Source organism: Seohaeicola nanhaiensis (assembly GCF_042654245.1).
Lineage (GTDB): Bacteria > Pseudomonadota > Alphaproteobacteria > Rhodobacterales > Rhodobacteraceae > Seohaeicola_A > Seohaeicola_A nanhaiensis.
Genome location: NZ_JBHSGI010000026.1, coordinates 56,559 through 80,382 on the forward strand (window position 1 = coordinate 56,559; position 23,824 = coordinate 80,382).

Here is a 23,824-nt window from a genome sequence, read left to right on the forward strand (position 1 = left end):
TTTCCTCCTCAGGGTATGGGTTCAGTCAGGCAATCCGAGGACGGCCTTGGACAGGATGTTTCGTTGGATTTCGTTCGATCCGCCGTAAATCGTCGTCGGTCTGGCCTTGTAGAAGCTCGCAAGGACATCGACACTTACATTGCCGACCTGAAGCGGGCCGACGGTGCCGCCATCGGGGCCGGCGGCCTCGATCATCAGTTCGGTGATGCGCTGAAAGCACTCGGTCACCCAGATCTTGAGCATCGAGACATCGGCGCCCAGCGTCTCGCCACGCTTCAGTTGGTCCGCAAAACGGGCATAAAGCGCCGCGTGATCTTCGACATCGAGCGCGGCCTGGGCAAAACGGTCGCGAAAAACCGGATCGTCGTACGCGCCACGGCCTCGGGCGAAACTTTCAAGCTGCCCCAACGCGTTCTGGGCCAGGCTTGGCGAGCCGATGAAGATGCGCTCGAAGCTCAGGAGCGCCTTGGCCATGCTCCAACCCTTGTTCAACTCGCCCACGAGGTTCTCGCGGGGGGTACGGGCATTGTCGAAGAAGACTTCGCAAAACTCCGTCTCACCCGACAGGGTTGTGATCGTGCGCACGTCGACACCGGGCTGATCCATCGGAGCGAGCAGGAAGCTGATGCCCTGCTGCTTCTTCGGCGCGTTCGGATCGGTCCGAACCAGCATGAAGATGTGCGAGGCATCATGCGCCATCGTGGTCCAGATCTTCTGGCCATTGATGACGAAATCGTCGCCGTCAATCTCGGCACGCGTGCGCAGGTTGGCCAGATCGGACCCGGCGCCGGGCTCGGAGTAGCCCTGGCACCAGATGTCTTCGCAGCTCAAAATACGTGGCAGCCAATAGTCTTTTTGTTTCTGAGTGCCAAACTTGATGATCAGGGGGCCGACCATCTGCACACCCATGTCTCGGCCACGGTTGACACCCCCGCGCTGCTGCTCTTCGTAGAAGATCAGCAGCTTGGCGGCGTTCAGCCCCATGCCGCCGTATTCCGCGGGCCAGGCCGGCGCAACCCATCCCTTGGTGTGCAGCTTGCGATGCCAATGTTCGATCTCGGCGAATTTCGGGCGGTGTGGCAGATGGCGCAGTTCTTCGGGGTATTCCGTCTCGAAGAACTGGTGCACCTCTTTTCGGAACTCTGCATCGCTCATAGCGTTCCAGTCGGTCATTGTGCGACTCCCTCTTCTTCGCGCGCGTCGAGCCAAATCCGCCTGTGATATACGTCGTCGCCCAACCAGGCCGACAGCACCAGCGCCCGGTTCAGATAAAGCCCGATGTCAAACTCGTCAGTATAGCCGACCGCCCCGTGCAGCTGAATCGCGTCGCGGGTGACTTTCCTGGCGGCCGTGACCGCCCGTGCCTTGGCCCGGCTGGCCAGACGTGCGCGGATACTTGCGTCGGTTTCGCCATCCATCCGCATCAGAACTTCGCGCACTGCGGCCTGCGCGACCTCGCACATCACGTTCAGGTCGACGGCGCGGTGCTGGATGACCTGGAAGGATCCGATCGGCTTGTCGAACTGCTCGCGCGTCTTGATGTAGTCGAGCGTAATCTCGAAGGCGCGCTGGCTCAGGCCGACAAGCTCGGCTGCGGCAAGCGCCGTTGCGTCGGCCACAGCCTCGGACAGCGCTCCCTGAACCGCGGCACCGCAGGCCAGCTCCGCAGCCGGCGTTCCTGAAAAGGAAAGCTCGCCCAAGGAACTGCCATCGGCCTGCGCCCGCCTGGTCGTAACAAGCCCATCCGCGCTGGCCTCGGCCAGAACCAGAACCGGGCCACCATCTGCTTCGGCTACAACAAGGAAACCCTGCGTTTCTGCCGCGCCAACCACCCAGGCCTTGCCGCCGGTCAGCTTTCCGTCCGCATACCGGCAGGTCGCAACAGCGGGAGCGCCGCCCGGACCACGTTCCTGCCAGGCAACCGCCAGCGATGCCTCGCCGCCGATAAGCTGTTCCAGCTTCGGATGCTCCGGGCAAAGGCGGCGCAGAAGGCCTAGGCCAAGACCAATCGTCGCCACGACCGGTTCCGGGGCGATCACGCGGCCGACCTCTTCGGCGATAACGCCACCGGCAGCCAGGCCCATGCCAAGCCCCCCCTGTTCTTCGGGCACGGCCACGCCAAAAACACCGGCTTCGGCCAATTCCCGGACCATATCCGGGTCAAATTCGCCCCCGGCATCGCGGAGCTTTCGCGACCGTCCACTTCCGCCCGCGCGGTCAAACAGCGTGCGCGCGCTTTCGCGCAGCAGGCGAAGGTCTTCTTCTTGTTCGCTGGATTGCATATCAACCTGTGTCATTTCGTTTTCGCTTCATCATCAATGGGACGTCAGCAGAAAGAACCACCTCGCCCTTGGGGTTCCTGACGCTGAGCGTATAGTGCAAAACACCTCGATCGGGCTTGCTTTTGGACGGCGTGACCGAGTTGATAGTCATTTCGATATCGAGGGGTTCATCCGGGCGGACAGGCAGCAGCCAGCGCAGATTCTCGAAGCCCATGCCGCCGATATTGGCCACATTGACCATCAATTCCGTCACGACAGGTTTGAACACCTCAAGCACGGTCTGAAATCCCGAGGCGATCAGGCTGCCATGTATCGCGGTCGCATAGTCTTCGTCGGTGTGCAGCCGTTGCGGGTCCCACTCCTGGGCAAAGGCCTTTATGGACTGTGCGCTCATCGGGGCGCTGCGAAAGTGAAAGACTTGGCCCGACTCGAAATCGTCAAGATATTTCAAGCGGCCCCCTCCTTTGCGAAACCGGAATCATACCCGCTCGAATCTTTGGAGATTCTCACCCGGTTGAACTCTTCCAGTTTCGGGTAGGTTTCCTTGAAGGCCGTCAGGAATTCCGCCATCGGCGCATCGACGTAAAGACCCCGGTCGTTCACATACTCCATGTGGCGCTGGTCCTTCTCGTCGAATTCGTGGAAAAGAGCATCATGATAGCCGTCAAAGACCAGAGGCTTGACCCCGAATCGTTCACACAGCTCTATGTTGAAAGCGGGTGTGACCTTGTAGGATTCACCACCCAGCCACAGTTGAACGTAGCCGTGATAGATAAAGAGATCGGTCCCCATCAGCTCTTGCAGCTTGGGTGTATTCAGGTGGTTGCGCACATCCGCGAACCCCAAAGCGGCGGGGATACCGACGGAGCGCAGACAGGCCGCAAGCAGGATTGCCTTGGGAACGCAGAACGATGCCTCCGCCCCGGCGATCCGGCTGGCACGGTAAGAATCTTCATCCAGCGCAAAACAATACGGGTCGTAACGGATATCGTCGCGAACCGCTTCGAACAGGCGGATCGCCTTGTCTCGTTTGGTCGCGTCCACAGGAAGATCGCGCAAGGCCGATGTGACGAAACCCTGCACTTCGAGGCTGTCGCTTTCAACAAAGTGCGACGGCGAGACAAAGCGCGCAGCTTCTGTCGGGAGGTCGTCGTGGGGTTGGGCCATTGGATCTGTCCATCTTTTTCTAACAATTGTTAGATTACAATCTGGAAACCTGCGGGTCAACGAGATTTATTCTGTTTTTCGCAAGTCCTGGCCAAAGCGGGTATTGTCTTCCCCCAAGGCCGCAGCACGTCCGGCCGAACTTGCCGCAGAACGGAATTCCGGTGCAATTGGCAGCGGCAGCGCCGGTACCTCCCGACCGGAAATGTTCAGCTTCCGCTCGAATACGCCGCGTGCGATGAAATGCGGATCGGCCGCAGCTTCGGCGGGCGTTTTCACGACGGAACAACAACAGTCCGCCGCGGCCAGCAAAGACTCCCAATGGGTCGAGGGCTGGTCGCCCAGACGGCGCGTCACTTCCGCAACACTGGCATTGGGGTCGGACCAGTCATCACGAAGCTCCTGCGGCAGGCCGATGACATCGCAGAACGACTGCCAGAACTTTTCTTCCAACGCGCCAACGGCAATCTGACGTCCATCCGCAGCCGTATACAGCCGATACCGGGCCAGACCGCCTGTCAGGCGGCTGTGGCCGCTCTCGATGTTCTGCCCGGCGATCACAGCTTCGGCATGGGCCCAGTAGGCAAAGGCAAACGCCCCCTCGGACATGGCGATATCCAGATGCGTCCCCTGACCGCTTGCCTGCCGCGCAATCAGGGCCAGCAGGATATTCACCACCGCCGGATAGGTTCCGCCCCCGATATCAGCGACCAGCCCGAAGGGTATGGTTGGCTGGGCATCCGGACCACGGCTCAGTGACAGAATCCCCGAATCGCCCACATAATTGAGATCATGCCCGGCAGTCGAAGCCTTCGGGCCGGTCTGTCCATAGCCGGTGATCGAACAATAGATGAGACCGGGATTGATCTCGCGCACGGCCTCGTATCCCAGACCGAGCCGGTCCATCACTCCGGGGCGAAATTGCTCTACCAGAACATCGGCCTTTTCAAGCAAAGGGCGCAGAACATTCATTGCGCCCTTTGACTTGAGGTCGATTGCCACCGACCGCTTGCCGTGATTCAAAACAGCGAAGCCAATGCTCTCCCCGTCTATTTTCGGCGCGGTCAGGCGTGCGTCCTCACCCGTGCCCGGACGCTCGAACTTGATAACCTCGGCCCCGGCTTCGGATAACATGAGCGTGGCCATCGGGCCGGGAAGAAGGGTACTGAAATCCAGCACCAGGATATCCTTGAGCGGCTGTGTCATCGTCCCTCCCTCACGCGAAACGCGCAGCCCCGTTGTTTAGAACCACCACGTCGCGGGCCGGGATCGAAGCGCGGAACCGGGCCTCGCCACCCTCTTCCCAGATATCAAACCGCACGGTCTCGCCGGGATAGACCGGGGCGGAAAACCGCACGTCCAGCCCTACAAGCCGGGCGGCGTCATAATCGAGCAGCGATTTGAGGATCGCCCGCGCCGCCAGACCATAGGTCGCAAGGCCGTGCAGGATCGGCCGGTCGAACCCGACCGATCGCGCCACATCCGGGTCGGCATGAAGCGGGTTCATGTCACCGCTAAGGCGGTAAACCAGCGCCTGGCGCGGCAGTGTTTCGATATCGCAGACATGATCGGGCGCGCGGTCGGGCAAAGCCGCCGGGGCCGGGCCGGGCCTGTTTTTGCCACCGAACCCGCCGTCGCCGCGGCAGAAGGCCGACATCGACACGCGAGCCAGCTTGTCGCCGGTGTCCGCGTCAATGATTTCGCGGCTTTGGTAGATGACGGCACCCTTGCCCTCGCCCTTGTCGGAAATAAAGTCGATCCGGCTGCGGCCGATGATGTTGCCCTTCACCGGCAGCGGCTTGTAGATGTCTAGCCATTGTTCACCATGCAGCACCTTCTGCCAGTTCACGCCGGTCTTGGGGTTGCGCAGCCAGAAGCCCGGATACCCCATCGTGACCGCCATCGAGGGCACCGCCCTCAGCCCGTCTTCATAGACGAAGGCCAGTTCCTTTTTGTCGGTCGGATCCTCGCCGAACCCAAGGCCGAGCGCATAAAGGATGGTATCCCGCTCGGTCAGTGTCTGCTCGATCTCCTCAAATTCCCAGTTCGATAGCGCGTCGAAATCCAATGGCATGAACTTTCCTCCCTTGTTTGTTATTAGAGTGTGTTTTGCGAACCCAGGATTGCCGTAACCTGGCTGGACAGCACACCGCCGTTCCCATGCGCCAGCGCCAGGTCGACATCCTTCAACTGAATGCCGGGTGCATCACCACGGATCTGCCGCGCCGCCTCGATCACGGTGAAAATGCCATACATGCCGGGATGCACACAAGACAGGCCCCCGCCATTGGTATTCACCGGCAAGACCCCGCCCGGCGCGATGCGCCCGCCCTCGACAAAGGCACCGCCCTCGCCCTTGGCACAAAAGCCGAGATCTTCCAGAAACAGGATCGTATTGATAGTGAACGCATCGTAAAGCTCGACCGCCTGAATGTCCGAAGGCGACACGCCCGCGGCGGCAAAGGCGCGTGCGCCCGACTCGCGCGCGGCGGTCACGGTGAAGTCCTTCATCTGCGAAATCTGGCGATGCGAGCTTTCCGCCGCGCTGCCCAAAACGTAAACCGGGGCCTTAGGGAAGTCCCTGGCACGGTCGGCGCGAACCATCACGATCGCCCCGCCGCCATCGGTGACAAGACAACAATCGCGCACAGTCAACGGATCGCCCACCATACGCGCGCCCAAAACATCCGCGCGGCTGAGCGGGCCGCGCTCGAATGCCTCTGGGTTGTGCTGCGCCCAGGCCCGCGCGGCCACGGCCACATCGGCCAGCTGTTCGCGGGTGGTGCCAAATTCATGCATGTGCCGTGCCGCCGCCATCGCATAGGCGGAAATCGGATATCGCGGATTATAGGGCGCCTCATAGGCGGGCGGGCGCGAGGCCGTCACCAGCCTGCCCGACGCGGTGCGCTGGTTGGAGCCATAAACAATCAGCGCCACATCACACAGGCCAGCCTCCAGCGCCATTGTGGCGGAGGTCAGGTAATTCACGAAGGACGACCCGCCCGTCATGGTGCCGTCGATGAACCTGGGCTGAATGCCCAGATATTCGGCCGCCATAAGGGCAGGCATGCTGTCTTCCATCATGGTGCAGAACAGACCGTCCACATCGGACAGCTTCAGCCCCGCATCGCCAAGTGCCGCAAGCGCGGATTGCGCCATGACATCATAGGCCGTCAGCCCATGCGCCTCGCCGAAACCCGCGTGCCCGGTTCCCACAATGGCGGATTTTCCCCGAAGTTTGGTGGTCATGGCCTATACCTCCGCCGGTTTGAACAACACGGCCGGTTGGCCCTCGGCCCCGCCCACGAAGGCGGTCACGGCCATGTCGATGACAATGTCACCGGGGGCAATGCCCTCGACCCGGCTCATCATCCGAACGCCTTCCTCCAGTTCCACCACGCACACGTTATAGTCGCCGCCGCGCTCGGGCTTCTGACGCACGACAGTGGTGGTGTGGACCCGGCCCTTGCCGCTGGCGGGATGCCAAGAGATCGCGGTCCCATGGCAGTGCGGACACAGGACCCTTGGAAAGAAATGATAGACTCCGCAATCATCGCACCTGGGCAGCATGATCTCCCCGTTTGTCAGCGCGCGTTGGAATATCTGGTCTGGTCCTGTGGCGTCCGGCACCGGCATTCTCCTCAAATGGTCCATTCCTGGTTAATCGTATTGATAATATTTCTAACAGCTGTTAGATTTTGTCAATCCCATAGGTTCACTTGAGAGAACGCCATGTCAGATTCAAGTTCAGCCCCCCTTTCCGGCAAGCTCGTCATCGCGCTCGAACAGGCGGTGGCGGCGCCCTTTTGCTCTTCGCGGCTTGCCGATGCCGGTGCGCGGGTGATCAAGGTCGAACGCAAGGGCGTGGGCGATTTCGCGCGCGCCTATGATACTGCCGCCAACGGCGAAGGCGCCTATTTTACATGGCTAAACCGGGGCAAGGAATCGGTCGCACTGGATATCAAAGCAGCAGAAGATCGCGATATCCTGCTGAAAATGCTGGAAAACGCGGATGTGTTCATTCAAAATCTTTTGCCGGGCGCCCTGGCAAAGCTGGGTCTGGATTCCGCGAGTCTGCGAGAGAGGTTCCCGCGTCTCGTGACTTGCGACATCACCGGATACGGCGAAGACGGCCCGATGCGCAACGCCAAGGCCTATGACCTTCTGGTGCAATGCGAAAGCGGCCTGGCATCGGTGACCGGCACGCCGGACGGGCCGGGGCGGGTTGGCGTGTCGGTCTGCGACATCGCCACGGGCATGACAGCCCATGCCGGGATCTGCGAAGCGCTGATCGGGCGTGAGCGCACCGGCAAAGGTAGCGGCGTTTCGGTGGCCATGTTCGACGTGATGGCCGACTGGATGTCGGTTCCGCTGCTCTATCACGACTATCTTGGCAAACCGACGCCCCGCGTCGGTCTGAACCACACGGTGATCTGCCCCTACGGCGCCTATGAGTGCAAGGACGGTCAGCTTGTCGTCATTACCGTGCAGCACAGCGGCGAATGGCAACGGTTCTGTGAACACATACTGGGCGATGCAACTCTGGCAGCCGACCCCCGATTTCATGACAACACGGCGCGAATTGACAACAAGCCCGCGCTCGAAGCGCTCATCAAGACCGTGTTCGCCTCGCATGACCGCGTCGAGATGCTGAAGAGGCTCGATGCTGCGGGCATTGCATTCGCGGCAGTCAACGACGTGGCCTCCCTGTCCGACCACCCCCAGCTCGACCGGTCCGTCATCAGCACGCCCTCTGGCGAAATCAACGTCCCTGCGCCCCCGATCCGGCGCAGCGCCGGAGAGACGACACTTGGCCCTTGCCCTGCTTTTGACGCGGACGGCAAAGCCATCCGCGCCGAGTTCGACCCTCGTCATAGAACAGGATACACGCATAAATGACCGCTGCGCAGAAACCCGCGATCCTTGATGGCGTGAAGATTGTCGATCTTACTTCTGTGGTTTTCGGTCCTTTGGCCACGCAAATGCTGGGCGATCTGGGGGCCGATGTGATCAAGGTGGAAGGCCCCGAGGGAGATCTTTTGCGCCAGGTCCAGCCGTCCCGCAACAAGCTGATGGGGGCCGCCTTTCTGGGGACCAACCGCAACAAGCGCAGCGTTGTGCTCGACCTGAAAACGCAATCCGGCCGCGACCGGCTGCGCAAACTGCTCTCCGATGCCGATGTAATGATTTCAAGCATCCGGCCCGCGGCGCTTGCGCGCCTGTCGCTTGATCCCCAAACCCTGCGCCACGAAAACCCAAACCTGATCACGGTATCTGTCACTGGGTTCGGGCAGGACGGGCCCTATGCCGCCAAGCCCGCGTTTGACGATTCCGTCCAGTCGGTTTCGGGCCTGGCCAGCTTGGCAACATTGCGCGACCCCAAGGCTCCGCCTGCTTATGCTCCGACGATCCTCGCTGACAAGCTTGGTGGCGTGACAGCCGCCTATGCCGTCATGGCGGCCCTGTTCCACCGCGAGCACACGGGTGAAGCCCAGCATGTCGAAGTCCCGATGTTCGAGACCCTGGCATCGTTTCTAATGGTCGAACATTTGGATGGCGCCACCTTCGAAGAAAGCCCGAAGGATTTCGGCTATGCAAGGATGCTGGTTCCGCACAGGCGCCCGGTTCGGACGGCGGACGGCTATCTCACAATTCTGCCCTACACCAACGTGCAGTGGGCGCGGTTCTTCAAGGCGGTCGGACTCGATGAGATGATCGACCACGTTTGGGTCACTGACATGGATGCGCGCAGCCGCAACATCGGCGCGGTCTACGACATGGTGGCGCAGATTGCGTTGACCCGGACAACGGATGACTGGCTTGCCCTGATGGAGGACGCTGACATCCCCGCCATGCCGGTGAATAACCTGTGGGATTTGCCGAACGACCCCCACCTTGTTGCGACCGGGTTTTTTCAGCAGATGGATCACCCGAGCGAAGGAGCCATCTGGACGACACGCCCGCCGATCCGGTTCTCGGCGACACCGGCGCGACATGACCACCGCCCTGCCCCACGGCTGGGGGAGCACGACGAAGAGATATTCGGGCCGGGTGAAAAATAACCCCCTGCACCGGACGGATCAAACATCCAGCGAACGTGCGATCAGTTCCTTCATTATTTCGTTGGTGCCGCCATAGATCATCTGGACCCGGCTGTCGGCATAAAGGCGCGCGATCGGGTATTCCATCATGAAGCCATAACCGCCGTGCAGTTGAAGGCATTCATGCATGACCTCGTTTTGCATTTGGCTGCCCCACCATTTCGCCATCGAGGCCGTGGCCGCATCAAGTTCGCCGGTTTCGAGACGCGCGAGCCCGTCATTGACGAAGGAGCGCAGCAATTCGGCCTTGGTCTTGCATTCCGCCAATTTGAAGCGTGTGTTCTGGAAATCCATGATCCGCTTGCCGAATGCTTTGCGGTCCTGAACATATTTCACAGTTTCAGCGATGGCAAAGTCAATGAACCCAAGCGCGGTAACGCCGATCATCAGCCGCTCCCATGGCAGCTGCTTCATCAACTGGTAGAAACCCTGCCCCTCTTCTGGGCCAAGCAGGTTCGCCGTCGGCACGCGCACATCCTCGAAGAACAGCTCGGCCGTATCCGATCCCTTCATGCCCAACTTCTTCAGGTTCCGTCCCCTACGAAACCCTACGGCGTCCTCGGTTTCCAGAACGATCAGCGAAACGCCCTTTGCGCCAGCGCTGCGGTCGGTCTTTGCCACGACGACTACCAGATCGGCTGTATGTCCGTTGGTGATAAAGATCTTCGAGCCGTTGATCTTGTAATGGTTGCCATCCTTTTCCGCATGGGTCTGGACGTTCTGGAGGTCAGAGCCCGTTCCCGGCTCGGTCATCGCGATGGCCGCGACACTGTCGCCGCTGATCAGCTTCGGCAACCACTTTTTCTTCTGTTCTTCGCTGCCATAGGCGTTGATATAATGGATTACGATGGACTGGATGCCATAGCCCCAACCCGTATCACCGGTGCGTCCCTGCTCATAAACGGTAATCGCATCGAACCCGATGCCGCCACCGAACCCGCCATATTCTTCGGAAATCGAGCCGCCCATGACACCCTGTTGACCGACTGTTTTCCAGAAGTCTCGGTCGACAATGCCCTGCTCCGCCCATTTTTCAATGTTTGGAGCCATTTCGGCATCAAAAAGCTTGCGTGTGCTATTCGCGAACATCTTGTGTTCTTCCGAAGCCCAGGCCGAACTATTCGTGATCAGAGACAAATTGGAGTCCATTCTTAAGGTTGGTATTGCCATAAATCTAACATCTGTTACCTTTTCGGCAATGGCCCAGTCTCAAGGCGAACGCAGCGTTACGTTGCTAGACACGGCTTTACTGAACAGGGTCGGCATCACCATCCCGCTTCCAAGCAATATCCGCCGAGGCACCGAAAGCGCTGGCCAGTTCATTGCCTTTTTGCGTCAGGCCATATGTCACCTGAAGAGGAATCGTCGGGTTGTGGTCGCTGAAGTGGTCCTGCTTTTCTGAACAGGTTTGCGGCTCAGCTAAGATGGATCATGGTTAGGTTTCATGCCGCTTGGTTCATCTGTGTTTCCTCAAAGTATGCGTCGTCTGGTAATCCCCCCCGAAAGTAAGGGGCTGCGGAAGTAGAATTTTCTCGGCAAGATGAACGAGGAGAATTTGAATGAAGATGACGGGATATAGCGAACCCCAGATCCTTGCGATCCTGCGCCAAGCCGAAGGCGGCGTACCTATGGCCGAGCTTTGCCGTGAACATGAGTTGAGCAATGCGTCGTTCTATAAGTGGCGGGCGAAGTATGGCGGCACGGATGCGTCCATGGTCAGCCAGACGAATGCTGGAACTACTTCAAGGCTGCCGGATATGTCTCAGGTTAAAGATCGGGCGCTTTAGGAACAAGATGTACATACAAAGAAAGCCCGCCGGATGACGGGCTTTCTCGCATTCGATGTGCCGCGATTTACAGCGCGTCAATCAGGGCCGGGACGGCCACGAACAGGTCGGCGACCAGGCCGAAGTCAGCAACTTGGAAGATCGGTGCTTCTTCGTCCTTGTTGATCGCGACGATGATCTTGCTGTCCTTCATGCCAGCTAGGTGTTGGATGGCACCCGAGATGCCAATGGCGATGTACAGATCCGGGGCGACGACCTTGCCAGTCTGGCCCACCTGCCAATCGTTCGGCGCAAAGCCCGAGTCCACAGCCGCGCGGGATGCGCCGACGGCGGCGCCCAGCTTGTCGGCCAGTTTCTCGATCAGGGCGAAGTCGGTTTCCGAACCAACGCCGCGCCCGCCCGACACGACCACGCCTGCGCTGGTCAGTTCGGGGCGGTCAGAGGCGGCCACCTTATCTTCGACCCATTCGGACAGGCCGGGGTCGTCGCCGGTGGCGATAACTTCGACCGGGGCCGAACCACCCGTGGGCGCAAGGTCAAAGGTCGAGGTCCGGATGGTCATGACCTTGACGCTGTCGGTGGATTTCACCGTTTGGATCGCGTTGCCCGCATAGATCGGACGTTCGAACGTGTCGGCATCGATCACGCCAACCACGTCGGATAGAATCATCACATCCAGCAAGGCCGCTACGCGCGGCATGATGTTTTTCGCATCGGTCGTGGACGGTGCCACGATATGCGAATAGCCCGAGGCGAGGCTGACGATCAGGGCGGCCACGGGTTCGGCAAGGCGGTGGCCGTAAAGCGCATCCTCGGCGACCAGCACCTTCGACACGCCCCCGATCTTGGCGGCCTCATCCGCCGCCGCTTTGGCCGAAGCGCCGGTGCAGAGCACGATCACATCGCCCAGTTGTTTGGCCGCGGTCACTGCCTTGGCGGTGGCGTCCAGCGCCAGCGCGCCATCGGTCACTTCAGCAATCAGAAGAACAGCCATTACACAGCCCCCGCTTCTTTGAGTTTTGCTACAAGCTCGTCCACCGAGGCCACCTTGATGCCTGTTGCGCGCGCTGCGGGTTCAGTGGTCTTGACCACAGTCAGACGCGGGGTGACATCGACGCCGTAATCGGCGGCAGTCTTTTCCTCGAGCGGCTTTTTCTTTGCCTTCATGATGTTGGGCAAGGACGCATAGCGCGGCTCGTTCAGGCGCAGGTCGGCGGTGACGATGGTGGGAAGTTTCACCTTGATCGTCTGCAGACCGCCGTCCACCTCGCGGGTGACGAGCGCATGATCGCCTTCGATCTCCAGCTTGGAGGCAAAAGCCGCCTGAGACCAACCCAGCAGCGCGGAAAGCATCTGGCCGGTGGCGTTCATGTCGTTGTCGATGGCCTGTTTGCCCGCGATCACCAGACCGGGGTTCTCCTCGGCGATGACGGCCTTGAGAATCTTGGCGACGGCCAGCGGTTCGATGTCGGTGTGGACGTCATCAGCGGCGTTAACCAGAATGGCACGGTCGGCGCCCATGGCCAAGGCGGTGCGCAGGGTTTCCTGCGCCTGCTTGACGCCGATCGACACGACGACGACTTCTTCGACCTTGCCGGCCTCTTTGAGGCGGATCGCCTCTTCGACCGCGATTTCGTCGAAAGGGTTCATCGACATTTTGACATTGGCGAGATCGACACCGCTTCCATCCGCCTTGACGCGGACCTTCACGTTGTAGTCGATCACGCGTTTGACAGGCACAAGCACCTTCATCTACGGTCTCCTTGGGTTCTTCGATATGATTTCGACCGGCTTATCGGTCCGTGAATTGGGGTTTGCGTTTCTCCGAAAACGCCTTCATGGCCTCGGGAAAGTCATGCGCGCAAAGCAGAACACTTTGGCAATCACGCTCGATATCCAGAGCCTCAATATAACTGCATTCCGCCGTGGCGCGCATCACACGCTTGGCGGTTTGAAGGCCGAACATCGGATGCTGTGCAATCTCGCGCGCGATCTCAAGCGCGCGTGCCTCGACCTGTCTGGCTGGCACACATTCCTCGACGACGCGCAGTTCCTTGGCGGTGCGCCCGTCGATCTCGCGCCCCGTGAGAACAAGCATCCGCGCCACGCCCGCGCCGGCACGTTGTTGAAGAAGCCAGCTCGACCCGGTGTCGGGGCAGCCGCCGACACGGGCAAAAACCTCGCACAGCCGGGCATCTTCGGCCGCTACGACGATATCCGCCGACAGGGCCAGGCTGAGGCCGGCACCAAATGCTACTCCGCATACAGCAGAAATCAGAGGCTTGCGAAAAAGATAGGCCGCGCGCCCGCCATCATGAACCTTGTCCACCATTTCCGATGTGGCTCTCGCGCCCTTGGCAATCTCAGACTGAAACCCGACCAGATCGCCGCCGCTGCTGAAATGATCGCCGCCGGTCATGACGACGACGCGGATTGCATCATCCTGGTCGGCCTCGCGCAAGAGCGCCACCAGTTGCTCGACGAATGCCATGCTGTAGGGGTTGCGCTTTGTTGGATGGAGAAAACGCAGGATGCCGACAGGCCCTTCCCGATCAAGATGAATAAGGTCAGTCATTGCAATCTCCATCATGTACCCGTCCAGACCGGCGCTCGTTTTTCGGCGAATGCCCTGGGGCCCTCAATCGCGTCGTTGCTGGCATATACAACCTGGTGCAGGCGCTTGCCTTCTTCGAGGCCACCCGCACAGCCCAGGTCCATGGTCGCGCGAACGCCGCCTTTGGCGGCGATCACCGAAAGCGGGGCCCCGCTGGCTATGCGTTTGGCAAGGTCGAATGCCCGTGCGCGAACGGCATCGGGGGTGTCCTCGATATAGTTGGTGAACCCGTATTCGTGGAGCCGCTCGATCGGCATCAGGTCTCCGGTCAGCAGGATTTCCATAAGGATGGGCTGCGGCAGCATGGTCAGTGCCGGCGAAGCCCAAGGCGATCCGCGACCGATCTTCACCTCGGTAATGCCAACCTTGGTTCCCTTGAGTCCGACCCGCAAATCGCAATTCAGCGTCAGCATCATGCCGCCCGCCATCAGCGACCCCGTCATCGCCGCGATGATCGGCTTCTTGCAGGCGCGCATGGTTTCGTGAAACGGATCGCGCATCTTGGTCAGGATATCGACCCCTTCATCGCGCGCAATCTGCGTGGCTTCCTTCAAATCCAGCCCGGCACAGAAGACACCGCAATCGGCCGAAGTCAGAATTGTCACACGAACGCTTTCATCCGTCTCGATCTGTTCCCAGGCATCGGTCAGCCCGTTTGTCGCGGCCACGGAAAGCGCATTCTTTCGCTCGGGCCGGTTGATTGAGACGGTCGCAATGCCGTCTTCGATTTTCACATCAATGGGGCTCATGATACCTGCTTCGTTCTCATTGGATAGTTCTGGGGCGAAGCTTCCCCACGACAGGTTTGCCGCGGGGAAGTTCATGCTTGTTAGACCGACTTATTCGACGGTGAACGTCGCGGAGCTGTGCTTGATGACCTCCCAGACAACGTCAAGATAGTCGGCGCTCCAGTCGGTCAACGGAGCCCAGTTTGACCCGTCCCATTGTTCGACGCGCGTCTTGCCGCCGCCGCCGTGGTCGTTCGCAGTGACAGTGACGGGTGCCATGACGCCATTGCCATCGAAGTTCTCAATCGATTCATAAGCCGCCTTCATGCTTTCCGGCGTAATGGGCCAACCTTTCTCGGCAATCGCGATACGCGCTGCCTCGAAACCGACCGAGTAAATTGCCATCCCAGTGTTATAATACACGTCGCGAACCAAGCTCTCGGGACCGCTGCCTTTGCCATTGGCATAGTAGGTTTCCAGCATCGTCTTGACGATCGGCACTTCCTGGCCGCCGGCGACATTTGTCCCGCGAAGGATGCCCTTCGCGTCTTCCGCGCCGATGTTCTTGATATCGACCTCGTTCATCCAGTTCACCGACAGGTAACGGTCAATCGGGAACCCGTTGCGGCGCATTTCCTTGGCCGCGACAACATGCCCACCGGCCAGCAGCCAGCTGATCACATAGTCCGGCTTGTCGCGGCGAACCTTACTCCACACACTGGCCTGATCGCTGCCCGGCAGCGGCACAGGGTAGAGTTGGAGCTCGAAACCTTCCTTCTCGGCCAGGGTTTTCAGAATCTCGATCGGTTCCTGGCCAAACGGATAATCAAGATAGGCAAAGCCGATCTTTGCCTTGGACAGATCGCCACCCATCTGGCCTTTGATGAAGGCGACATCGTTGGCGGCCTGCTGCCAATAAGTCGGACCAACCGGGAACACCCAGTCGAACACTTCACCGTCAACCGCGTCGCCGCGGCCAACGAAGGACTGCATCAGAACGTTTCCGTCCTTCATGGCCCGCGGCAGGACCGCGTTCGTGACGGGCGTGGACAGGAAGTTGAAAAGGAAAACACCGTCACGCTTGAGCTGCTCATAGCATTCCACGCCACGTTGCGGTTCGTTGCCATGATCACGAACGATGATCTCGACCGGATGCCCCTCGATGCCACCGTTGTCGTTGGTATACATCGCAAGGTCCTGCGCGGCCTGGGCCACTTGAGGAGAGATGAAAGTGTAAGATTTGCTGAGGTCGAAACAGAGTCCGAACCGGATCGGATCTTTGTCTTGCGCGGACGCGACTGTCCCGCCTGCCGCCAAAGCTGCGGCGAGCGCCACAGTCTTGAGTTGTTTCGTAAGTTTCACGGTGTATTCCTCCCATGGTTGATAGTCGAACAGCTTGATCAGTCTTTGGGGTGAGCCGCAGCCGTAAACGGTTTTTTTCCCCAACTCTTGGTCGTTTCTTACTGTTGGTATGTCGAAGAGCTTTTCTTCACCACTTCCCATACGACATCAGTATATTCAGATATCCAGTCGGTTTGCGGCACCCAGGCCTTACCGTCCCACATCTCGATGCGTGTCTTGCCACCGCCGCCATGATCCTTGGCAGTCACGGTAATAGGTGCCATCAATCCGTTCGCGTCGTAGCCTTCAAGCGACTCCAGTCCCGCCTTGTAGGACTTTGCGGTGATCGGAAGACCTTCGCTTTCGACCGCTTTGCGCGCGGCCTCAAACACGATGGAGTACATGGCCAGTCCGGTGTTATAGAAAACGTCCTGGGTCTTCTCTAGCGGGCCGGAACCTTGCCCCTTGTCGTAGAGCTCGGTCATGATTTCTTGTCGCAAGGCAACATCCTGTCCACCCACGACATTGGTGCCGCGCTTGATACCGATAGCTGCTTCGTTGCCGATATTGGCAATATCCACTTCGTTCAGCCAGTTGACCGAAATGTACTTCTCCATCGGAATGCCATTTCGCTTCATCTCTTTTGAGGCGACGACATGCGCGCCTCCGAGCATCCAGACGATCACATGGTCGGGGTTTTCACGGCGTACCTTACTCCACACACTGGCCTGATCGCTGCCCGGCAGCGGCACAGGGTAGAGTTGGAGCTCGAAACCCTCCTTCTCGGCCAAGGTTTTCAGAATCTCGATCGGCTCCTGCCCGAAGGGGTAATCGAAATAGACAAAGCCCACCTTCACATCCGACATGTCGCCGTCATGCAATTGCTTGATATAGGCAACGTCGTTGGCTGCCTGTCCCCAATAAGTCGGCCCGATCGGATAGACCCAGTCAAAGACCGTGCCGTCTACGGCATCGCCGCGACCGACAAGTGACTGCATCAGAATGTTCTCATCTTCCATGGCCCGCGGCAGGACTGCCAGAGACACAGGCGTGGAAAGCGTGTCAAAGACGAAGACGCCTTCGCGGCTGAGCTTTGAATAACACTCGATGCCGCGCTGCGGTTCGTTTCCGTGGTCGCGAACGATAACTTCGACTGGCTCGCCACCGATCCCGCCCTGCATGTTGACCAGCTTAGCCAGATCCATTGCCGCCTGCGACACCTGCGGCGTGGCGAAGGTATAGGCCTTGCTGAGATCATAGCAAACCCCGACCTTGAATGGCTCCGCCAGAGCCTGGGTTCCGGCCATCCAACTCCCCATCATGGAAAATACAGTCAATGCCTTAGTAAGTTTCTTCATCTTGTCCTCCCTGAACAATCTGCGTCTAGAGACTTAACTCAGCCAGCGCTTGCGTCGGCTGTAATGCTTAACACTGTGAAAGTCGGTACCTTCGCCGCCGCCCAGGTAGAATTCCTGGATGTCGGAGTTGGATTTGAGGGCCTCGGCCGTGCCGTGCATGACCACGCGGCCGTTCTCGATAAGGTACCCTTGCGAAACAATCTCCAGAGCGGCCAGTGCGTTCTGCTCCACCAGCAGGACCGACATGCCCTCTTCCCGATTGATCTTTTGCAGGATGCCGAAGATCTCCTCGACGAGGAACGGGGCAAGCCCAAGACTCGGCTCGTCGAGCATCAGCAGACTCGGCTGGGTCACAAGAGCTCGGCCAATGGCAAGCATTTGCTGTTCGCCGCCCGACAGATACCCCGCCTGCGAATTACGGCGTTCTGCAAGCCGCGGGAAATAGTTGTAGATCTTTTCTTTTTCTGCATTCAGCGCCGATCGGGACATTCCGCGCGGCGCAGCGGCGGTCAGGTTTTCGTCGGGGGTCAAGTGTTCGAAAACGCGCCGTCCTTCGATGACGTGACAGATACCCATCCCGACGCGGTTTTGCGCAAGCACTTCGGTTATGTCTGTTCCCTGGAACGCTATTTCACCTCGGCTGATGCGTCCGCGCTCTGCCTTCAAAAGACCGCTGATCGCTTTTAGCGTTGTGCTTTTTCCCGCTCCGTTCGAGCCCAGGAGCGCGATCATCTCGCCCGTCGGCACCTGGATCGAAACACCTTTGATCGCCAGTATTATATTGTCGTAAAGCACCTCGACACTGTTCATTGACAGAATGGGCGCGGCTTCAGCTTTTTCTTGCATCGGCATTTCCCTTATTTCTTAAACTGATCGAAGGGCCAGACCATCAGGTAGTCTCTGATGTTGCCGTAGAGTTTTCCCAATCCAAGCGGTTCGATCAGAAGGATAATGACGATCAGCGCGCCATAGACCGCATTTGGAATGTGAGCGAGAGTTTCCACGTTGACCTGCGTGCCAAGCCCGTTGCTCATCGCGACGACGAGACCGTTCACCAGACCGGGAACAAGAAGGATCATGGCAACACCGAAATAGGATCCGATAATACTGCCAAGACCGCCAACGATCACCATAGCAAGAACCTGGATTGAAACGGAGACTGAGAACTGCTCTGGCGCTGCAAGAAAGTAGAAGGTGGCGACAAGCAAGGCACCACTGACACCCGCAATGAAAGACGAGGTCGCGAAGGCCAGGATCTTGTAATAGAAACTGTTCACACCCAAGATCGCTGCGGCAAAGTCTTTTTCCCGCACGGCGACCAAGGCACGGCCAAGCGCGGTGCGTTTGAGGTTGAGCATGAAAATCGTCACCAGCACACACCATCCGAAGACAACATAGTAATACCCGGTATCAGAAGTAATCTCCTGCCCGAGCAGCGCCAGCGTGGGCGCTTGAAGCGATGCGTGCGAGCCACCTGAAATCATCGGCGAGTGGGTCAGAACCCAGTCCATCACGAATTGCATCGCAAGAGTCGTGAGTGCGAGATAGAGACCCTTGACCCGCAATGCGGCAAAGGCGAACAGGCTGCCGATCACAGATGACGTCAACCCGCCGATTATCAGGGCGAATTCCCATGGCACCCCGAAGCGCGCGGCGTGAATCGCCGAATACGCTCCGACCGCCATTACGGCAGCATAGCCCAGGTGAAGCTGGCCAGCCCAACCTGTCACCAGGTTCAGCCCAAGCGCGGCGGCCGTCCAGATCAGCCAAGGCAACATGTAACTGTTCAGGTAGAGCGACGGTATGATGAACGGCGCAGCAAGACCCAACAGAAAAATAAATGCGGTCAGGTTACGGTCAGCAGGTACCTTGAAGATACGGCTATCCGAAACATAGTTCGCATGGTGGACTCCGGAAAGTCTATAAAGCATCTCTTACACCCTTTCGATGTCGTGACGGCCAAACAGTCCATGCGGACGGATCATGACCGTCAGAATGAGCACGGCGGCGACGATGAGTTCGCGGCTGCCGCCTCCGACAAGCGGATCAAGAAATTCCGCGCCGACATTTTCGATCACACCCAGAATGATGCCAGCTACGACCGCGCCCAGAATGCTGTCGAGACCGCCCAAAACTGCGACAGTCAGACCTTTGAGAAGCAGAAGCGACAGAGCCTGATCGACACCCTGAATCTCGCCCCAGATGACACCTGTCGCCACGGCCACCACAGACGCAAGGGCCCAGGACAGCCCGACACCGTGTTCGACCGAGATCCCGACCGACCATGATGCCATGTAATCATCCGCGATCGCCCGCAATTTGATCCCGGTCCGGGTTCGAAAGAACACCATGAAAGCGACAAAGAGGGCAAGCGCAACGCCGGCTCCGACCAGATGGATGCGGCTGAGGAAGATGTCACCCAGGAACAACGGTTCATAGCTGACGCCCAGTTCCACCGAACGCGATGTCCCACCCCAGATCGCAAGCGTTGTGCCCCGCAGAAAGATGTCGAGGCCAAGTGTCATCATCAGGATCATGATGACCGGTCGGCCGGCGAGGCGCCGAAGCGCCACCCGCTCGATGCCAAAACCCAAGCCGAACATGATAACTGCGGCAAGCGGAATGGCCAGCCACAATGGCAAACCCGCATCGTGCGACAAGGCAAGAACCACATAGGCTCCCACCATCGTCAGCCCGCCCTGCGCCAGATTGGGCACAGAGGAGGCCTTGTAGATCAGCACGAGGCCGATGGCGAACAGCGCATACAACAGACCCGTCAGGGCTCCGTTGATCGCAAGTTCGGATAGAAAGACCCAATCCATTTATACCTCCCTAACGGGAAGGCTTCTTTCGACCTTCCCTACTTCCCCGGTCTCGTAAGTCACCTGCGCGCTTACATGGACCTCTTTTGTACCATCGTAGAGCGCCGCGATTACGTCGGCATAGCGCTCCTGCACGACCTTGCGTCGCAGTTTTCGGGTCCGCGTTATCTCACCATCGTCCGGGTCGAATTCCTTTGGAAGGCAGACAAAGCGCTTCAGGCGAAGCGGCTCGGTGACGACCTTGTTTACCCTTTCGAAAGCAGGGCGCAGCAGCGCGGCGACCTCGTCGCGTTGAGACAGATCGGAATAGGACACATAAGGAACTCCGTTCACTTCGGCCCAGTGTCCCACTGCCTCGAAATCCATGCAGACCATGGCCGTCAATTCGTCCAGACCGGCACCGATAACAGCCGCATCCTTGATATACGGGCTGAACTTCAACCGGTTCTCGATGTAGTTTGGCACATAGCGCTCGCCTCCGGCCGTATGCATGACCTCGGAGACACGTCCCAGAACAACCAGTTGGCCGTCTTTCTCCAAGTAACCGGCATCGCCAGTACGCAGCCACCCGTCCGTCAGGGCTTCGGCGGTCGCTTCGGGTTTGTTGAAATACCCTTCAAACACGCTTTCCGCGCGCAAGAGGATTTCACCGCTCTCGTCAATCTTTGCCTCGACACCCGGCACGGGCTTGCCGACGGTATGCAGGCGCACTTCGTTGGGGGCCTGCATCGCGGTGATCGCGCTGTTCTCTGTCTGGCCGTAAAACTGGCGCAGCTTGATCCCGAGGGCGCGGTAGAACACGAAGGTATCTTCGCCAATCGCCTCACCACCGGTAAACGCACTCCTCAGGCGGCTCATGCCAAATTGATCCTTGATCGGACCAAAAACCATCACCTCACCCAAAAGTCGGCCCAAAGGCTCTAGCAGCCCGCCGCTTTTACCATTCAGCTTGCGTGTCTCGGCGGCGATCGCCCGGTCCATGAAGAAATGGTAAAGCCATTTCTTGACCGGGGTCGAGTTCTCCATGCCCACCTGGATCGTCGTCAGCATTTGATCCCAGCTTCTCGGTGCCGCCAGATAGAATGTCGGAGCGATTTCGCGCATGTCGCGAACGACGGTTTCCTGACGTTCAGGCACGTTCACGGTGAACCGACAGAGCAGCGCCGCCGCGACGGTAATGGCGAAGTCGCCCACCCAGGCCATCGGCAGATAGGCGAGGATTTCCTCGTTTTCCTCGAATACACCCGCTGCATGCCCGTTCCTGGCCGCAGCAAGAACGTTCTTTTGACTCAGAACGATACCTTTCGGCTTTCCAGTGGTCCCTGACGAATGCAGGAAAATGGCCGGATCGCCGGGCTTTGCCCGACCAAAGAGCTCTTCGCGCAAGCCCGGGGTTTCATTAAGATCGTGCTGCCCGACTTCGATCAGGTGATCCCAGGACATCAGCCCTTCAACCTCATAGAATCCGAGGCCTCGCGCTTCATCATAAATGATGTGGCTGATACCCTCAGCGCCCGCGCCCTTCAGTTCCAGGATCTTGTCGACCTGCTCCTGATCTTCGGCGATGGCCGCGACGATTTCGACTTCGCCAAGAAAGTGCCGAAGTTCTTCGAGTGTCGCGCCGGGATAAGCCGGCATTGCATATGCACCGAGCAACGAAACAGCCAGCATGCCGCCATATAGCCGTGCACGGTTGTCGCCCAGGATAAGTACAGCCTTGCCCGGCCCTACGCCGATCTTTTCAAGTCCGGCCGCGCAGGCAAGCACCTCTTCGGCGTATTCCGCCCAAGTGGTTTCTTCCCAGATCCCGCGTTTCTTTTCGCGAAGCGCGATATCCTTTCCGTGGCGCGACGCGTTCCGCGCCAGAAGTGCACCAATCGTTTCGCCGCCCGAAGACATTTTCTCCGTCAAATCAGTCATGCGACCCTCCGATATATGCCTTGACGACCCGCGGGTCTTTTACAACGTCCTTCGGAATGCCGCTGGCGATCATTTCGCCATAATTCAACGCCAGCATCCGATCACAAATGCCAGTTATGACATCCATATGGTGCTCGATCAGGAGAACGCTGACGCCACGTTCGGCACGGGCATCCAGAATGAAGCGGGACATATACCCCTTCTCTTCCTGATTCATGCCCGCCATCGGCTCATCAAGGATCAACATCTGCGGCTCTGCCACAAGTGCCCGTGCAAGCTCGACCCGCTTTTTCAGCCCGATCGGAAGACCGTCGACCAATTCATGCCGAATGCCTTCAAGCTGCAGAAACTCGATCACCTCCTCGACGATCTTGCGGTTCTCGATTTCTTCATGTCGTGCGGCCCACCAATAGAGCGCCGTGCGCAGGACGCCCGGTTTCAGGTGGATGTGCCGCCCGAGCAAGATGTTGTCGAGAACACTCATCCCGTTGAACAGGGCAAGGTTCTGGAACGTTCTGGCAACCCCGAGCTTGGCCACCTTGTGAGGAGCCATGCCCGTGATGTCGCGCCCGGCCAGCCGTACAGCCCCCACATTTGGCGGGTAAAACCCGGTGATAGCGTTCGTCAGTGTTGTCTTGCCACTCCCATTCGGACCGACAAGCCCAAAGATTTCTCCCCGTTGAATAACGAGATCCACCCCCGTAACAGCGACGATGCCGCCAAACCGGCGTTCGATCCCGCTGCACTCGAGTATCGACCCGTCATCGGCGCCAGCTGAAATTTTGTTTTTCGTCGTCATGTAGATCCTATTGTCCCCACTAAGGTTCATGGCTTTCATCAGGAAATCCGGAAGTAGTCCGGTCGCCCCGTTGGCCATGGATCTCCCCACAATTGTTGCCCACCGTCGATGTTCAGAACTTCGCCGGTTACAAATTTACCGGAATTGGCTGCCATATAGACAACGCCTTCAGCGACATCCCATTCGTCCCCGGCGTGCCGCATCGGATTGGAGTCCTGAAAGGTTGCGGCACCCTCTGCAGGATAATTCCCGAAACCGTTGCTTTCACAGCAACCCGGTGCCACGCAGTTCACGCGAATCCCATGCGGCGCCCACTCTACCGCGACCGATTTGGACAAGTATATCACCCCTGCCCGCGCGGCACAGGTATGCGCGATGCCGGGCATGCCGCGCCAGATATCGGCCACGATGTTCACGATGGAACCCGGTTTCTTGCTCGCAACCCAGTGGCGCGCGGTGGACTGCATCATCCACCAGGTTCCGTTGAGGTTGGTGTCTATAACGGCGTTCCAACCTTTCGAGGAAAAATCCAGCGCGGCCTGCGGAAACTGGCCCCCTGCATTGTTCACCAAAACGTCTATGGAACCGAATTCCTGATTTGTCTTGGCGACAAAATCCTCGACCTGTTCAGGGTCACGGATGGTCATGGGCTTGGCGAGAACCCTGCCGCCAAAGCTCTCGAGGTACTCTTTGGCCGAGGCCAGCTTTTCCTCGTTGCGTCCATTGATCGCCAGATTGGCGCCCAGCTTGGCGAACAGAACCGCAATTGCCAGCCCCAATCCGCCACCTGCGCCGGTTACAACGACGTTTTTTCCCGCGAACAAATCTTGTGCGTAAACGGTTGTACGTTTTGACAGGTCCTCTCGCGAAGACCCGAACTGCGTCTCACTCATGACGCCTCCTCCCTT

Annotated in this window: 23 protein-coding genes and 1 pseudogene; 3 read left to right on the top strand and 21 right to left on the bottom strand. The window is 58.9% G+C overall.

The features are described 5' to 3' along the window. Positions 1-21: 21 nt before the first annotated feature. From ACFO5X_RS18460 to ACFO5X_RS18495, 8 genes are all read right to left on the bottom strand, one after another. Positions 22-1,173: an acyl-CoA dehydrogenase family protein gene (locus ACFO5X_RS18460; protein ID WP_068242714.1), complete on the bottom strand. Its 1,152-nt coding sequence runs from the start codon at positions 1,171-1,173 to the stop codon at positions 22-24. Then, positions 1,170-2,297 (bottom strand): acyl-CoA dehydrogenase family protein, encoded by a 1,128-nt coding sequence (locus ACFO5X_RS18465; RefSeq protein ID WP_380719710.1) that lies wholly within the window; start codon positions 2,295-2,297, stop codon positions 1,170-1,172. Before ACFO5X_RS18465 ends, ACFO5X_RS18460 begins: the two co-directional genes overlap by 4 nt. After that, the gene (locus ACFO5X_RS18470) at positions 2,284-2,733 is read right to left on the bottom strand and encodes a MaoC family dehydratase (protein ID WP_380719712.1); all 450 of its coding nucleotides are present in this window, start codon (positions 2,731-2,733) and stop codon (positions 2,284-2,286) included. Before ACFO5X_RS18470 ends, ACFO5X_RS18465 begins: the two co-directional genes overlap by 14 nt. Further along, positions 2,730-3,449 carry a transglutaminase-like domain-containing protein gene (locus tag ACFO5X_RS18475; protein ID WP_380719714.1) on the bottom strand — a complete coding sequence of 240 codons (720 nt, stop codon included), beginning with the start codon at positions 3,447-3,449 and terminating at the stop codon, positions 2,730-2,732. The genes ACFO5X_RS18470 and ACFO5X_RS18475 overlap by 4 nt, the downstream gene beginning before the upstream one ends. 66 nt (positions 3,450-3,515) lie before the next feature. Next, on the bottom strand, positions 3,516-4,652 hold the full coding sequence (locus ACFO5X_RS18480; protein ID WP_380719716.1) for a CaiB/BaiF CoA transferase family protein: 1,137 nt from the start codon (positions 4,650-4,652) through the stop codon (positions 3,516-3,518). 10 nt (positions 4,653-4,662) lie between these two features. After that, positions 4,663-5,520: a MaoC/PaaZ C-terminal domain-containing protein gene (locus ACFO5X_RS18485; RefSeq protein WP_380719718.1), complete on the bottom strand. Its 858-nt coding sequence runs from the start codon at positions 5,518-5,520 to the stop codon at positions 4,663-4,665. A gap of 23 nt (positions 5,521-5,543) precedes the next feature. Continuing rightward, positions 5,544-6,695, bottom strand: a complete 1,152-nt coding sequence (locus ACFO5X_RS18490) for a thiolase (protein WP_380719720.1) — start codon at positions 6,693-6,695, stop codon at positions 5,544-5,546. 3 nt (positions 6,696-6,698) lie between these two features. Then, a complete protein-coding gene (locus ACFO5X_RS18495) occupies positions 6,699-7,100 on the bottom strand; it encodes a Zn-ribbon domain-containing OB-fold protein (protein WP_380719722.1) in 402 nt (133 codons plus the stop codon). Between the two features lie 78 nt (positions 7,101-7,178). On the opposite strand from ACFO5X_RS18495, the gene ACFO5X_RS18500 reads away from it, so the two are divergent. Next, positions 7,179-8,345: a CaiB/BaiF CoA transferase family protein gene (locus ACFO5X_RS18500; RefSeq protein ID WP_068242732.1), complete on the top strand. Its 1,167-nt coding sequence runs from the start codon at positions 7,179-7,181 to the stop codon at positions 8,343-8,345. Further along, positions 8,342-9,508 carry a CaiB/BaiF CoA transferase family protein gene (locus ACFO5X_RS18505; protein WP_380719727.1) on the top strand — a complete coding sequence of 389 codons (1,167 nt, stop codon included), beginning with the start codon at positions 8,342-8,344 and terminating at the stop codon, positions 9,506-9,508. The genes ACFO5X_RS18500 and ACFO5X_RS18505 overlap by 4 nt, the downstream gene beginning before the upstream one ends. An 18-nt stretch (positions 9,509-9,526) precedes the next feature. Here ACFO5X_RS18505 and ACFO5X_RS18510 read toward each other — a convergent pair whose 3' ends face one another. Beyond that, positions 9,527-10,684: an acyl-CoA dehydrogenase family protein gene (locus ACFO5X_RS18510; RefSeq protein WP_380719729.1), complete on the bottom strand. Its 1,158-nt coding sequence runs from the start codon at positions 10,682-10,684 to the stop codon at positions 9,527-9,529. Positions 10,685-11,106: 422 nt separating this feature from the next. On the opposite strand from ACFO5X_RS18510, the pseudogene ACFO5X_RS18515 reads away from it, so the two are divergent. Further along, positions 11,107-11,271 (top strand): annotated as a pseudogene (locus ACFO5X_RS18515) (transposase); the annotation flags it as partial. A gap of 130 nt (positions 11,272-11,401) precedes the next feature. Here the strand turns inward: ACFO5X_RS18515 and ACFO5X_RS18520 are convergent. The 12 genes from ACFO5X_RS18520 to ACFO5X_RS18575 all read right to left on the bottom strand — a co-directional run bounded on the left by ACFO5X_RS18520 (position 11,402) and on the right by ACFO5X_RS18575 (position 23,809). Next, the gene (locus tag ACFO5X_RS18520; RefSeq protein ID WP_068242685.1) at positions 11,402-12,328 is read right to left on the bottom strand and encodes an electron transfer flavoprotein subunit alpha/FixB family protein; all 927 of its coding nucleotides are present in this window, start codon (positions 12,326-12,328) and stop codon (positions 11,402-11,404) included. Continuing rightward, positions 12,328-13,086 carry an electron transfer flavoprotein subunit beta/FixA family protein gene (locus ACFO5X_RS18525; protein WP_068242682.1) on the bottom strand — a complete coding sequence of 253 codons (759 nt, stop codon included), beginning with the start codon at positions 13,084-13,086 and terminating at the stop codon, positions 12,328-12,330. Before ACFO5X_RS18525 ends, ACFO5X_RS18520 begins: the two co-directional genes overlap by 1 nt. 40 nt (positions 13,087-13,126) lie before the next feature. Then, entirely contained in the window at positions 13,127-13,909 is a 783-nt protein-coding gene (locus ACFO5X_RS18530) for an enoyl-CoA hydratase/isomerase family protein (protein ID WP_380719732.1), read from the bottom strand. 11 nt (positions 13,910-13,920) lie between these two features. After that, the gene (locus tag ACFO5X_RS18535) at positions 13,921-14,772 is read right to left on the bottom strand and encodes an enoyl-CoA hydratase/isomerase family protein (protein ID WP_380719734.1); all 852 of its coding nucleotides are present in this window, start codon (positions 14,770-14,772) and stop codon (positions 13,921-13,923) included. A 15-nt stretch (positions 14,773-14,787) separates the two neighbouring features. Further along, positions 14,788-16,038 carry an ABC transporter substrate-binding protein gene (locus ACFO5X_RS18540; protein WP_380719736.1) on the bottom strand — a complete coding sequence of 417 codons (1,251 nt, stop codon included), beginning with the start codon at positions 16,036-16,038 and terminating at the stop codon, positions 14,788-14,790. A gap of 98 nt (positions 16,039-16,136) precedes the next feature. Next, positions 16,137-17,375, bottom strand: a complete 1,239-nt coding sequence (locus ACFO5X_RS18545) for an ABC transporter substrate-binding protein (protein ID WP_380719738.1) — start codon at positions 17,373-17,375, stop codon at positions 16,137-16,139. Between the two features lie 33 nt (positions 17,376-17,408). Continuing rightward, positions 17,409-18,221 (bottom strand): ABC transporter ATP-binding protein, encoded by an 813-nt coding sequence (locus ACFO5X_RS18550; protein ID WP_380719740.1) that lies wholly within the window; start codon positions 18,219-18,221, stop codon positions 17,409-17,411. 11 nt (positions 18,222-18,232) lie between these two features. After that, the gene (locus ACFO5X_RS18555) at positions 18,233-19,306 is read right to left on the bottom strand and encodes a branched-chain amino acid ABC transporter permease (RefSeq protein WP_380719742.1); all 1,074 of its coding nucleotides are present in this window, start codon (positions 19,304-19,306) and stop codon (positions 18,233-18,235) included. Positions 19,307-19,309: 3 nt separating this feature from the next. Further along, on the bottom strand, positions 19,310-20,197 hold the full coding sequence (locus tag ACFO5X_RS18560) for a branched-chain amino acid ABC transporter permease (protein WP_380719745.1): 888 nt from the start codon (positions 20,195-20,197) through the stop codon (positions 19,310-19,312). Then, positions 20,198-22,117 (bottom strand): AMP-dependent synthetase/ligase, encoded by a 1,920-nt coding sequence (locus tag ACFO5X_RS18565; protein ID WP_380719748.1) that lies wholly within the window; start codon positions 22,115-22,117, stop codon positions 20,198-20,200. Then, positions 22,110-22,955 (bottom strand): ABC transporter ATP-binding protein, encoded by an 846-nt coding sequence (locus ACFO5X_RS18570; RefSeq protein WP_380719751.1) that lies wholly within the window; start codon positions 22,953-22,955, stop codon positions 22,110-22,112. The genes ACFO5X_RS18565 and ACFO5X_RS18570 overlap by 8 nt, the downstream gene beginning before the upstream one ends. Continuing rightward, positions 22,955-23,809, bottom strand: coding sequence for an SDR family oxidoreductase (locus ACFO5X_RS18575; RefSeq protein WP_380719754.1), 855 nt, complete (start codon positions 23,807-23,809; stop codon positions 22,955-22,957). The genes ACFO5X_RS18570 and ACFO5X_RS18575 overlap by 1 nt, the downstream gene beginning before the upstream one ends. Positions 23,810-23,824 lie beyond the last annotated feature (15 nt).